The following is an 11,886-nucleotide window of genomic DNA, read 5'->3' as shown; positions in this document are numbered from 1 at the left end:
TGACACGTCACACCCCGAGGAGACCCCTATGACCGCGCCCGTCGCCGACCTGGCGAGCTACATCGACCACACGCTGCTCAAGCCCGAGGCCACCCGCGCCGACGTGGAGCGCGTCATCGCCGAAGGTGCCGAGCTCGGCACCTACAGCGTCTGCCTCTCGCCGTCGTTCCTGCCCGTCGCCCTCCCCGAGGGTGTGAAGCTCGCGGTCGTGTGCGGCTTCCCGAGCGGCAAGCACCACGCCGAGGTCAAGGCCGCCGAGGCGGCGCTGTCGGTCGCCCAGGGCGCCGACGAGATCGACATGGTCATCGACATCGGTGCCGCCATCGAGGGCCGCTACGAGATCGTCGAGGCCGAAATCCGCGCGGTGCGCGCTGCAGCTCCGGCCCCCACCGTGCTCAAGGTCATCATCGAGTCGGCGGCGCTGCCCGACGAGGCGATCGTGGCCGTGTGCGAGGCGGCCGTCGCCGCCGGGGCGGACTTCGTCAAGACCTCGACGGGCTTCCACCCCGCCGGAGGAGCCACCGTGCACGCCGTCCAGCTGATGAAGCGCACGGTCGGCGACCGCGCCGAGGTCAAGGCCTCCGGAGGTGTGCGCACGCGCGCCGCCGCCGAGGAGATGATCGCCGCGGGCGCCACCCGGCTGGGCCTGTCGTCGAGCCGTGACATCCTCGCCGACCGCTCCGCCACCGGCGACTACTGAGCGCGTTCCGCGAAGCCCGCTGGAGCATGTAAGATCGATGATCGTGCACGCCACAGCGAGCACATGCCGCCTTAGCTCAGACGGCAGAGCGATTCACTCGTAATGAATAGGTCAAGGGTTCGATTCCCTTAGGCGGCTCCGAAGGCCCTCACCCGCTTCCACCGGGTGGGGGCCTTTTTTAGACCCCCGGATGCCGCCGGCCCGCCGTTGCGCCATCCCCGGTCCGGCTCCACCGGTCTCCCCGACGTCGCCGCGTCCCGCGCGTGCGAGCCCACGAGGGGAGTCCCGCGCCGCCCGATAGGCTGACTCCACCCCTGGTCCGCCGTCCCGCGGAGCCGCCCTTCATCCGCCACCCGCAGGAGTTCCCGTGTCGAACGCCCTCGATGCCCTCATCGAGATCTTCACGTGGGTCGGTCTCGGGGGCGGGTTGCTGCTGGCCTTCGCCGCGGTCTTCCTGCTCCTGCTGGATGGAACCTGGATGCCGACGCGCGCGGTCGTGGAGCACGTCGGAGACGGGCGCGTCGTCCGGTGGTTCGACGACCAGGGCGGCGTCAACGAAGCACCCCTCTCGGCGCACGACGACGCCAAGGTCGGTCCCGCCGACATGGCCGACATCTTCTACCGGCGCGGCAGCGCGCACCGCATGCGCTTGACGCGTTCCTCGCCCGTCGTCCGCTTCGTCTCGCTGCTCGCCGCGGGTGTGCTCGCCCTCGGCGTCGTGGCGTTCGTCGCCTCGATCGTCCTGCTCTTCGCGCGCGGCTGACTTCGTGGGCGGGGCACCCGGATGCCGACGCGCGTAGGCTCGGAGCATGAGCCGGGCCCTGTTCATCGTCGACGTCCAGAACGATTTCACCGAGCGCGGAGCCCTCGGGGTCGAGGGCGGTGACGCCGTGGCCGCGCGCATCTCGCGATACCTCGACGAGCACGCCGACGATTATGCGGTGATCGTGGCGTCGCGCGACTGGCACCACGGCGACGACGACAACGGCGGGCACTTCTCTCCCGATCCCGATTTCGTCGACAGCTGGCCGGTGCACTGCGTCGCGGGGACCTACGGGGCCGACTACGACGAGGTCTTCGACACCTCCCGCGTCACCCACCACCTCAAGAAGGGGCAGGGCAAGCCCGCCTACTCGCTGTTCGAGGGCGTCTCCGACGGGGGCGAGACGGCCGCGCAGATCCTCGAGGCCCACGGCATCCGTCACATCGACATCGTCGGCATCGCGACCGACTACTGCGTGCGCGCGTCGAGCCTCGACGCGGTGGCGGCGGGGCGTCGTGTGCGCGTGTTCACCGACCTCATCGCGGGCGTGCACCCCGACTCCAGCGCCGCGGCGCTGCGCGAGATCGAGACCGCCGGCGCCGAGCTGGCGCACGCGGCGGACTGAGCCGGAAGGTCGGAGACGCCGGCCGGCCCGTCAGACGACGGGATCGGCTTCGTCGTCGGCGCGGGGGATCGTCAGCGTCACGCTGGTGCCCTCGCCGGGGACGCTGCTGATGCGCAGGGTGCCACCGTGCTCCGACACGATGCGGTGCACGCTGGCCAGGCCGATGCCGCGCCCGCCGTCGGACGACACGGCGTAGCGGCCGCGCCGGCCCTCCTGGGTGATCGAGGAGAGGTCGTCGGGGTGGATGCCGCGACCGTGATCACGCACGCGGACGGCGGCGCCCTCGTCGGTTTCGAAGGCGTCGATCTCGATGACGTCGTCGGAGTACTTCGCCGCGTTCTCGAGGACGTTCGCGATCGCACGGCGCAGGCCCAGCACGTCGCACTGCACCGGGACGGCATCCATCTGACCGAAGTGGACGCGACCGAGATCGCCCGGCAGCACGAGCGCCACCGCGCCCCGGGCGATGAGGTCGAGAGTCGTGAGGCGCCGCCCGCGTTCGGATGCCGCGTCGACGTCGGCCATGAGCGCCTGGGCCATGGCGACGATGTGGTCGCCGGCTTCCTCGGCCAGCCGGAGCAGGCGGTGGTCGGGGGGAAGCTCCTCGGCCAGGAGATCGAGATACCCTCGCAGCGCGGTGACGGGGGAGAGCAGGTCGTGGGCGAAGGTGCGTTGCAGCGCCGCCCGCTCATCGGCGGCCTGCTTCTCGGACGTCAGATCGCGAACGATCTTGACGAACCCGAGCACCTGCCCCTGATCGTTGCGGATCGCCGAGATCGTCACGCGTGCCCAGAACTCCGTGCCGTCGCTGCGAACGCGCCACCCGGTGTCTTCGACGTGGCCGTCGCGCTGGGCGGCGGCGAGCAGCTGATCGGGCACACCGCGACGTCGGGCGTCTTCTCGGTAGAAGCGCGAGAAGTGCGAGCCGATGATGTCGGCCTCGGGGTAGCCCTTGATGAGTTCGGCGCCGAGGTTCCAGCCGCGAACGAAGCCGCCGCTGTCGAGTTTGACGATGGCGAACAGATCCACCTGCTCATCCCAGTCGCGCGGGATGGAGCGGCGGATGCTGGTCAGGGGATGGTCGGAGACCGCCCCGGGGCGGTCGCGGACAACGTCCGGTTCATCGGGCATCGTGGTCATGCGGCGGCACCGGGCGGGTTCGTGATGCTTGCTGAAGGCATGTGTCGATCATGACGGCGGCGCGGGGCGATGAACAGCGATTGACATCGCGGCTTCCACCCCGCTCGCGGTCACGACGAGACGGTGACCAGCGTGCGCTGCCATCCGCTCGAGCCGTCGGGGGCGATGGGCGCCTGATCCTGGATCTGCACGTTGCCCTGCTTATCCGTCGCCCGCACGGAGATGTAGTGAGACCCCGCGTCGGCGGTCCACTCCAGACGCCACTGCACCCACGACTGGTCGTTGATCGGCGTCGAGAGCTGCGTCTCCTGCCAGTCGCCGTCGTCGATGCTCACCTCGACCTTGGCGACGCCCACGGGCTGCGCCCACGCCATACCCGCGATGACCACGGTCCCCGCGGCGACCGGCGTGCCGATCTTGGGCGTGTCCACGCGCGACGACATCTTGATCGGCGCCTGGGCCGCGTATCCGCGGGGCGTCCAGTAGGCCTCGGCCTCATCGAAGCGGGTGACGGTGAGCTTGGTGACCCACTTGGTCGCCGACACGTAGCCGTACAGGCCGGGGACCACCATGCGCACGGGGAAGCCGTGCTCGAAGGGAAGCGGCTCGCCGTTCATCGCGACCGCGAAGATCGCGTCGAGGTTGTCATCGGTCAACGACGACAGGGGAGTGGATGCCGTGTACCCGTCGACGCTCTCGGACAACACCATGTCGGCGTCGCCCTGGACCCCCGCCATGCGCAGGACGTCGCGGATGGGGACACCGGTCCAGATGGCGTTGCCGACGAGACCGCCGCCGACCTCGTTCGAGACGCACGTGAGGGTCACGCCGTACTCGTCGAGGCCCATGTTCACGAGGTCGTCGAAGCTCAGTTCGACGGGGGTGTCGACCATGCCGTCGATCTGCAGGCGCCACGACGTCGGATCGACGTTGGGGACGGTGAGCGCGGTGTCGACGCGGTAGAAGTCGCCGTTCGGGGTGATGATCGGGCTCAGGCCGTCGATGTCCCAGTCGGCGCCCTCGGGGACCGTGACGGTGGAGCGGGCGGCGGGCAGCCGGAGGGCATCGCGCGCCGCGGCCACCGAGGCGGTGGTGGCGTTGAGGATGCGCGAGCCGACGCCGACGACCACGGCGCCGACGGCGGTCAGTCCGGTGAAGAGCAGGAACTGGCGGCGACCCGTCCCGACCGCTTCGGCGTCGCGGGCCTCGGCCGCGGAGACCCATCGCTTCAGACGCGCGATGCTGAAGACCAGCACCACGATGCCCGCGGCGGTACCCAGAAGCGGGGGAAGCCATGCGAGGGCGCCCGCCCCGGCGCGCGTGATGATCGCCGCGGTCGCGAGAGCGCCGCCGATGCCGAGCAGCACCGCGCCCACGGGACGGAACCGGTACTGCAGAACGCCGGCCACAGCGGCCGCGACGGCCGCGCCGAGGCCGACGCCGGCGAGAAGGGCAATCTTGTCGGTCTCGCCGAACAGCGTGATCGCGAGCTCTTTGAGGGGGCGCGGGACGATGTCGACGATGAACGATCCGACGGCCAGCACGGGGCTCGCCGAGCGCGCCACCAGGGCCGCGAAGAGTTCGGCGACGGCGAGCAGGGCCGCGGCCGACACGATCCCCGCGAGAGCCGCCCACAGCCACGCGTGCGGTTTGCGGGTCTTCCGTGTCGTCTCGGTCTGGGCCGCGGTGTCGGTCGTCATGGCATCCCTCGTTCCCGGGGTCGCGCGAGCGCGATCCACCTCGGTATGTCTTCGGAGCGGACGGGGGATCGGATGCCGACGGGCCGACCGGATGCCGTCAGCGTACGCCCGGGCGGGCCTCGGTATCGGCGGGCGCGAGGGCGAACCCCGCCACGCCCGAGACGATGAGGGCGAGCGCGACCAGGAGCCCGGCGCTGAGGGGCTCTCCCAGCAAGGGGACGGCCACCACGGCTGTGAGCACGGGGCTGAGCGCCCCGGCGGCGGCGGGGATGCTCCCGCCCAGGTTCTTCACCGCGACGACGTAGCACCCGGTCGAGAGCAGGCCCGTCCCGACGCCCTGCACGAGGGCGTAGGCCCCCCAAGCGGGGAGGTCGACGCCACCGGTGAACAGGTGCGAGGGGAGGACGCCCGTTGCGGCGAAAGCGAGGGCGGCGACCACGGAGGTGAGCGACACGATCACGATCACCCCGACCGGGTCGAGTCGCGTGCGGGCGAGGGCGATCGTGTAGACGGCCCACACCAGTCCCGCCGCGAGCAGCACGGTGATTCCGCCCGGGCCCACCGGTCCGCCGATGAGCAGCGCACTCGCCGCGACCCCGGCGACGATCGCGCCGAGGGCGAAGAGGCGCCGGCGCGAGATCCTGCGCCGCGCCCGCAGGAACAGCAGGGCGGTGACGAAGAGGGGCACGGTGCCGGGGACGAGCAGCCCCGTCAGCGCCGCCGAGGTCAGATGCGCGCCCCCGGCGAAGAGCACGAAGTGGGGCAGGCCCGCGAGCAGCACGAGGGCCAGCACGACCGGTCGCTCACCGCGCAGGCGGCGGAGGGTCCGTGGGATCCAGGGGGCGAGCACGAGAGCGGGGACGGCGAAGCGAACGATCGCGGCATCCCCCGTCGTGAGTCCGGCCGTCTCGAGGGCCCGGGTCGACAGGGCGAACGACGACCACAGGCACACGACCGCGATCACCGCGGCGACGCCGACCACCGTACGGCGAGGCGGCGCGGCGGGGCGGGGGACGACGAGCGCGGTCACCCCGTCAGCGTAGGAAGAGCGACGGCGCAGACGATTGCGAAAATTGCCCTGGGACCCGCGTCGTTGGCAGAATCTGCTGCGTGCAGACACTCGACGCCATCGACCGCCTCATCCTCGCCGAGCTGCAGCGAGACGGCCGGCTGACGAATCAAGACCTCGCCGACCGCGTCGGTCTGTCGCCCTCTCCGTGCCTACGGCGCGTGCGACGGCTCGAGGAGGCAGGTGTGATCGCGGGCTATCGCGCCGTCGTCTCGCCCACGGCGGTCGACCTGGAGATCACGGCCTTCGTGCGCCTGCGCCTCGCCTCGCACGAGGGGGCCACGGTGGATGCCGTGGAGGAACGGCTGCGCGCGATCCCGCAGATCGTCGAGGCGCACCTGCTCGCGGGCGACTGGGACTACCTGGTGCGGATCGTGACGCCCGACTTCGAGGCGTACGAGGCCCTGCTGCGCGAGCACCTGCGGGCGATCCCGTCGCTGTCATCGATCGACACGACGTTCGCGTTCGGGGTCACCAAGCCCCTGTCGCCGTTGCCGGTTCACGCCGGCGGCATCCGTCGCTCGAGCTGAGGCACCCTCGCGGGCCGCCTCGACGGCGCCCGCCGTGGTGGTCGGCCCTCGGGATCGACGTCTGGCGACGGCGCCCGCCCGCCTCGTACGATGTGAGCACCCCCGCCGGAGCGGTGTCAGGGGCGCCGCCGGGGAAGGAGCCCACCGCCGTGGACGATCTCGCCCGCTGGTCGGCCGCCTTGACGACGATGGTCGGCCTCGGCGTGACGCTCGGGCTGAACCCGGCCCTCTACGCGGCCACGGCCGACGCCCTCGCGCAGAACACGCGCGTCGCGGCCCGCGTCGGGTGGATGGTCGCGGGACTGGCCACCGGTGCCACGATCCTCTATCTCGTGCTGCAGAGCGTCGACCCCACCGAGTTCGTCAGCGCCGCGGAGAGACGCACCACGGATGCCGTGCTCGATCGTCGGGTCGACCTCGTCGCCGGTGCCGTGTTCCTGATCGGCGGTGCCCTCGTGGCGATGTGGCGACTGCGTCGGCCCGTCCGCCCGCCGCACCGGCGCGCTCCCGCGGCGCGCGCACACGGCTGGAGCTCCTACGTGCTCGGCGTCAGCTGCTCGATCATCGGCTTCACCACGCTGCCGATCATGTACATGACCGGCCGGGTCGCCGACGGGGTCAGCGATCACCCCGCATTGCGCTGGCTCGCGTACGCGGTGTTTCTGGGGGCGCTCGCCGCGCCGTTCGTGCTCCTGGCGACCGCCTGGTCGCGGTTCCCCCGCACGGCCGCACGCGTCAACGGTCTCTACACGCACGTCAGCGGCCTGGATCACCGCCCGGTGTACGCGGTCGTCTTGGCGGTCGCCGGTGTCGCCTGCCTGGTGCTGGGCGTGCTGCCCGGCCGTTGAGCCGGGCCGAGCGTCACTCCGACAGGAACCGCACCGGTAGGTCGGCGATGGGCAGACGCGACGACGCGATCGCGGCCTCGATCGCCGCGTGGTACCGCTTCGGAGCGGTGATCTGCACCCGCTCGACGCCGTCGGCGGGGGTCCCGCCGCCGCCCGCGAAGAAGCCGGTCGCGCCGAGGTCATTCGAAAGGCGGGTGAGCAGCTCCGCGTAGGTCGTACTCTCGCCCGTCTCGATCTCCACGGCCAGCATCGACCCGGCCACCTCGATGGGCATGTCCGCGGGAAGACCCGCGGCGGTGCGGACCGCCTCGGCGCGCGAGACGAGGGCGATCAGATCGCTCATGCCCGTCGCGTCGAGCGAGGAGAGTGCGAAGCGACCCGTCTCCCAGACCGCCGCCTGTACGGGGAGGCCGGGCGCGGCCCGATCCAACTCCGACACGACGGGCTCCGGGTCGAATCCGAACGCCGGACACCCCTGCGCCTCCCCAGAGGACGAGAGCGAGACGCGCGCACCCGACGTCGTCTCCAGGTCGAAGACCCACCACACCGCATCCCGGTAGTCCTGCGTGCACGCCACCCGCACCACCTCGGCCAGTGACCCGGCGTCGGCGGTGACCGAGATCATCGACGACGGATGCGAGAACAGGGGCGCCTCCACCCAGCGCTCCTTCTGGACCTCGCGCACGCCGTCGACGGCGGCGACCCGCTTGCCGAGCTCATCGAATCCCGCGTCGGGTCGCGCGAAGTGCGTCTCATCGACCATCAACGAGAACAGCACGACTGCCGCCCCGCCCGTCAGTACCACCGCGATGACCACGACGGCGATCCCGATCCACCCGCGCCGCGTCGTCGGCATCCCGTTCCCTCTCCCCGCGTCGTTGCGTCACGATACGAGCGCAGCGTGAACGCGAGGGGAACGGCGGGTCAGCGCGCGCGGCGCTGCTTGGCGAGCTTCGAGACGACCTTGCGGCGCACGCGCTGCACCTTCGGGTCGGTCCACACGCGGTAGGCGACGGTGCCCGCGGCGACCGCGCGTCCGATCGCGGTTCGGGCGAGCACGGCTCCCGCCAGGCCCACCGCTCCGGTTCCGATCCAACGTGCGACTCCCATGGGGGCTCCTTCTGTCGAGGTGACGAGATCTCACCCAAGAGCACGCCGCTGGGAAAGGCAGGGCGGTTGCGCCCCGGGCCGACGTGTGCAGCTCGGGGGCTCAGGCGATCCGCTCACCCACCGCGGCGGCGAACGGCTCGAGGGCGGCGACCACGTCATCCGTCAGCGTCGTCGTACTGGCGGTGACCGCGTCGTCGATCTGGCTCGTGCGCGAGGCGCCGATGATCGCCGTCGTCACGACGGGATCGCGCAGCACCCAGGCCACGGCGAGCTGCGGGATCGACAGCCCGGCCGCGCGCGCGACGCCGTCGATACCGCGGATGCGCTCGAGGTAGTCGTCCGTCAACGCCGAGGCGTCGAGGAAGCGGCTGTCGGCCGCGCGCGAGTCCGCCGGGACGGTGCCGTCGAGGTACTTCGCGGTGAGCAGACCCTGCGCGAGCGGCGAGAACACCGCGCTGCCGACGGCGAGGTCGCGAAGAGCCGGGAAGAGCTCGGCCTCGGGGGTGCGGTCGAACAGCGAATAGCGCGGCTGGTGGATGAACAGGCGCACACCCTCGGCGGCGAGCAGCTCGTGGGCGCGACGGGTGAGATCGGCGGGATAGTTCGAGATGCCGACGTACAGCGCCTTGCCGCTTCGCACGATGTCGGCCAGGGCGTGCACGGTCTCCTCGATCGGCGTCTCGTGGTCTACGCGGTGGGAGTAGAACACGTCGACGTAGTCGGTGCGCATGCGGGCGAGGCTCTGCTCGAGCGAGCGCACGAGGTACTTGCGCGATCCGCCGTCGCCGTACGGCCCGGGCCACATGTCATAGCCGGCCTTCGTGGAGAGGAAGAGCTCGTCCCGGTATCGGCGCAGGTCGCTGTCGAGCACGGTGCCGAAGGTCGACTCCGCCGCGCCGTACGGGGGGCCGTAGTTGTTCGCGAGGTCGATGTGCACGATGCCCCGGTCCACCGCGTGATGCAGGATCTCGCGCTGGGTGTCGAGCGGCCGACCGCTACCGAAGTTCTGCCACAGGCCGAGCGAGATGCGGGGGAGAGGGATGCCGCTGGCGCCGGCGCGCAGGAACGGCACGTCGTCGTAGCGGGTCGAGGCGGCCTCGAAGGGGGAGGTCAGACGGGGGTCATCGGCGGCGATGGGCATTGTTCTCCTCTGAACGGAAGCGTCCCCCCGACTCTGCCACGGATGGTCCTCCCGTCTCTCGTGCCGCCCCGTGGGCGGACACGTCAGGTCAGGAGGCCGGGCGCGCCAGCTCCTCGCGCACGATCGCCGCCCCCGCGGAGAGAGCGCTGAGCTTGTCGAACGCCACGGCGCGGGGGAGGGGGGCCATGCCGCAGTTGGAGCTCGGGATGAGCTTGTCGGCATCCACGTGGTTCAGGGCGCGGCGCAACGTCTCGGCGACCTCCTCAGGGGTCTCGACGTCGGTGCTCGCCACGTCGATCGCCCCCAGCATCACCTTCTTGCCGCGGATGAGTTCGATGATCTCGATGGGCACGCGCGAGCGGTGGCTCTCGAGCGAGACGATGTCGATGCTCGAGGCCTGCAGGAGCGGGAACGACTCCTCGTACTGCCTCCACTCGGAGCCGAGCGTCGCCTTCCAGTCGGTGTTCGCCTTGATGCCGTAGCCGTAACAGATGTGCACGGCCGTCTCGGCACGCAGCCCCTCGGCGGCGCGCTCCAACGTTGCGATGCCCCATTCCTTCACCTCGTCGAAGAACACGTTGAACGCGGGCTCGTCGAACTGGATGACGTCGACGCCCGCCGCTTCGAGCTCGCGGGCCTCCTGGTTGAGGATCGTCGCGAACTCCCACGCGAGCTTCTCGCGGCTGCGGTAATGACGATCGGCGAGCGTGTCGATCATCGTCATGGGCCCGGGGAGAGCCCACTTGATCGGCTGATCGGTCTGCGCGCGCAGGAACGCGGCATCCTCGACGAACACCGGCTTGCGCCTGCTGACCTCACCGACCACGGTCGGGACGCTCGCGTCGTAACGGTCGCGGATGCGGACGGTCTCGCGGTTCTCGAAGTCGACGCCGTCGAGGTGCTCGATGAAGGTCGTCACGAAGTGCTGTCGCGTCTGCTCCCCGTCGCTGACGATGTCGATGCCGCGGCGGCGCTGTTCCTGCACCGCGGCTCGCAGGGCGTCGTGCTGGCCCTCGACGAGGGTGTCGCCCTCGAGCTCCCACGGCGACCACAGCACCTCGGGCTTGGCGAGCCACGCGGGCTTCGGGAGGCTCCCGACGATCGAGGTGGGCAGGAGGGTGGGCACGGCGGCGGATCCTTCGCGGGTCATCGGACGGGAACGGGGTAGCGGGCGGCCCACTCGTCGAGCACGCGCCGGTGGGGCTTCACGAAGTGCTCTTCCGCGTAGCGGCCCTGGGTGACCGCGAGCTGGCTGCGCTCGGCGCGGTCGTAGGTGATGTCGGTCGGCGAGAAGTCGGCCTGCTCCAGGGTGGGGCGGTACACGTCGCCCGCGGGGGTGTTCGCGTTGTAGATCTCCGGGCGATAGATCTTCTGGAACGTCTCCATCGTGCTGATCGTGCCGGCCAACTGCAGGTCGCCGTAATCGGCCAGCAGGTCGCCGCGGAAGTAGAAGGCCAGGGGCGCAACGCTGCCGCGCGGCATGAAGTAGCGCACCTGCAGGCCCATCTTGCCGAAGTACTCGTCGGTGAGGGAGAAGGCGTCCTGCGCATACTCCACGCCCAGGACCGGGTGGATGGTGCCCGTGCGGCGGTAGGTGCGGCTCGTCGAGACGCTGATGCAGATCACCGGCGACTGCGGGAAATGCTCCCCGTACGCGGATGATTCGAGGAAGTGCTGGAAGAGCTTTCCGTGCAGGTCGCCGAAGTCGTCGGGGACCGTGAACCCGGTGCCCGCGGCGTTGGCGGCGGGCAGCACCACGCTGAAGTCGTAGTCGCGGAGGTACGAGGAGAAGTTGTTGCCGACGATGCCGCGGTGGCGCTCGCCGGTGAGCTGGTCGACGATGTGCACGTCGAGCACCTCGATCACCGGGAACTCCTCGTCGTCGGCGCCGTCGGCGAACTGCAGCTGCACGGAGACGATGTCGAGTTCGACGCGATAACGGTCACCGCGCGGATCGTCGGACGAGACGAGGTCGTTGAAGCGACGGCCGATCATCGACAGGGCGTTGCGGAGGTTCTGTCGACGGTTCTCGCCGCGCGCGAGGTTGGCGAAGTTGGTCGTGATGCGCGAGTTCTCGGCGGGAGCGTAGTCCTCGTCGAAACGGGTCGTGCGGATGCTGAACGTGATGTCGCTCGCCATGGGGTGCCCATCCAGGAGGGTGGGGGCCGGATCGGCCCCGGGTGGTCGGTGTCTCCATGGTGTCGACAACGCCGAGTCATCGGGTAATCCGCGTCGACTATGCGCGAGTATAGAATCAGAC

13 protein-coding genes and 1 tRNA gene are annotated in these 11,886 nt (G+C 70.6%); 6 read left to right on the top strand and 8 right to left on the bottom strand.

The genetic code is table 11. The features are described from left to right. Window positions 1–28 precede the first annotated feature (28 nt). The 4 genes from deoC (at window position 29) to ACK4LS_RS04715 (ending at window position 2,088) form a co-directional block, all read left to right on the top strand. A complete protein-coding gene (deoC, locus tag ACK4LS_RS04730) occupies window positions 29–700 on the top strand; it encodes a deoxyribose-phosphate aldolase (RefSeq protein WP_409713908.1) in 672 nt (223 codons plus the stop codon). 65 nt (window positions 701–765) lie between these two features. Next, window positions 766–838: transfer RNA gene (locus tag ACK4LS_RS04725), tRNA-Thr, on the top strand. Between the two features lie 229 nt (window positions 839–1,067). Next, the gene (locus tag ACK4LS_RS04720) at window positions 1,068–1,463 is read left to right on the top strand and encodes a hypothetical protein (protein ID WP_409713905.1); all 396 of its coding nucleotides are present in this window, start codon (window positions 1,068–1,070) and stop codon (window positions 1,461–1,463) included. A gap of 46 nt (window positions 1,464–1,509) precedes the next feature. Next, entirely contained in the window at window positions 1,510–2,088 is a 579-nt protein-coding gene (locus ACK4LS_RS04715; protein WP_409713902.1) for an isochorismatase family protein, read from the top strand. A 30-nt stretch (window positions 2,089–2,118) separates the two neighbouring features. Here the strand turns inward: ACK4LS_RS04715 and ACK4LS_RS04710 are convergent, their stop codons facing one another. The 3 genes from ACK4LS_RS04710 to ACK4LS_RS04700 form a co-directional block, all read right to left on the bottom strand. Then, window positions 2,119–3,219 carry an ATP-binding protein gene (locus ACK4LS_RS04710; protein WP_409713899.1) on the bottom strand — a complete coding sequence of 367 codons (1,101 nt, stop codon included), beginning with the start codon at window positions 3,217–3,219 and terminating at the stop codon, window positions 2,119–2,121. Window positions 3,220–3,338: 119 nt separating this feature from the next. Next, window positions 3,339–4,928, bottom strand: a complete 1,590-nt coding sequence (locus ACK4LS_RS04705; RefSeq protein ID WP_409713896.1) for a molybdopterin-dependent oxidoreductase — start codon at window positions 4,926–4,928, stop codon at window positions 3,339–3,341. Between the two features lie 97 nt (window positions 4,929–5,025). Further along, window positions 5,026–5,958 carry an EamA family transporter gene (locus ACK4LS_RS04700; protein WP_409713893.1) on the bottom strand — a complete coding sequence of 311 codons (933 nt, stop codon included), beginning with the start codon at window positions 5,956–5,958 and terminating at the stop codon, window positions 5,026–5,028. Between the two features lie 80 nt (window positions 5,959–6,038). On the opposite strand from ACK4LS_RS04700, the gene ACK4LS_RS04695 reads away from it, so the two are divergent. After that, entirely contained in the window at window positions 6,039–6,527 is a 489-nt protein-coding gene (locus tag ACK4LS_RS04695; RefSeq protein WP_409713890.1) for an Lrp/AsnC family transcriptional regulator, read from the top strand. 149 nt (window positions 6,528–6,676) lie between these two features. Then, window positions 6,677–7,375 (top strand): hypothetical protein, encoded by a 699-nt coding sequence (locus ACK4LS_RS04690; RefSeq protein WP_409713887.1) that lies wholly within the window; start codon window positions 6,677–6,679, stop codon window positions 7,373–7,375. Between the two features lie 13 nt (window positions 7,376–7,388). Here the strand turns inward: ACK4LS_RS04690 and ACK4LS_RS04685 are convergent, their stop codons facing one another. From ACK4LS_RS04685 to ACK4LS_RS04665, 5 genes are all read right to left on the bottom strand, one after another. Then, complete coding sequence (locus tag ACK4LS_RS04685; RefSeq protein ID WP_409713884.1) at window positions 7,389–8,231, bottom strand: hypothetical protein; 843 nt, start codon at window positions 8,229–8,231, stop codon at window positions 7,389–7,391. 68 nt (window positions 8,232–8,299) lie between these two features. Next, a complete protein-coding gene (locus ACK4LS_RS04680) occupies window positions 8,300–8,485 on the bottom strand; it encodes a hypothetical protein (protein ID WP_409713881.1) in 186 nt (61 codons plus the stop codon). Between the two features lie 100 nt (window positions 8,486–8,585). Next, entirely contained in the window at window positions 8,586–9,626 is a 1,041-nt protein-coding gene (locus tag ACK4LS_RS04675; RefSeq protein WP_409713878.1) for an aldo/keto reductase, read from the bottom strand. Window positions 9,627–9,714: 88 nt separating this feature from the next. After that, window positions 9,715–10,752 (bottom strand): methionine synthase, encoded by a 1,038-nt coding sequence (locus ACK4LS_RS04670; protein WP_409713875.1) that lies wholly within the window; start codon window positions 10,750–10,752, stop codon window positions 9,715–9,717. Window positions 10,753–10,772: 20 nt separating this feature from the next. After that, window positions 10,773–11,765 carry a putative oxygenase MesX gene (locus ACK4LS_RS04665; RefSeq protein ID WP_409713871.1) on the bottom strand — a complete coding sequence of 331 codons (993 nt, stop codon included), beginning with the start codon at window positions 11,763–11,765 and terminating at the stop codon, window positions 10,773–10,775. Between the last annotated feature and the right edge of the window lie 121 nt (window positions 11,766–11,886).

This window comes from Microbacterium sp., from assembly GCF_046295495.1.
Lineage (GTDB): Bacteria > Actinomycetota > Actinomycetes > Actinomycetales > Microbacteriaceae > Microbacterium.
The sequence above is the reverse complement of the archived record's forward strand: the minus strand, read 5'-3'. Positions and strand labels throughout refer to the sequence as shown.

Coding starts and splice junctions, on each gene's coding strand:
- ACK4LS_RS04665 (WP_409713871.1), bottom strand. CDS start 11,765: ATGGCGAGCGACATCACGTTCAGCATCCGCACGACCCGTTTCGACGAG.
- deoC (WP_409713908.1), top strand. CDS start 29: ATGACCGCGCCCGTCGCCGACCTGGCGAGCTACATCGACCACACGCTG.
- ACK4LS_RS04675 (WP_409713878.1), bottom strand. CDS start 9,626: ATGCCCATCGCCGCCGATGACCCCCGTCTGACCTCCCCCTTCGAGGCC.
- ACK4LS_RS04685 (WP_409713884.1), bottom strand. CDS start 8,231: ATGCCGACGACGCGGCGCGGGTGGATCGGGATCGCCGTCGTGGTCATC.
- ACK4LS_RS04710 (WP_409713899.1), bottom strand. CDS start 3,219: ATGCCCGATGAACCGGACGTTGTCCGCGACCGCCCCGGGGCGGTCTCC.
- ACK4LS_RS04705 (WP_409713896.1), bottom strand. CDS start 4,928: ATGACGACCGACACCGCGGCCCAGACCGAGACGACACGGAAGACCCGC.
- ACK4LS_RS04680 (WP_409713881.1), bottom strand. CDS start 8,485: ATGGGAGTCGCACGTTGGATCGGAACCGGAGCGGTGGGCCTGGCGGGA.
- ACK4LS_RS04715 (WP_409713902.1), top strand. CDS start 1,510: ATGAGCCGGGCCCTGTTCATCGTCGACGTCCAGAACGATTTCACCGAG.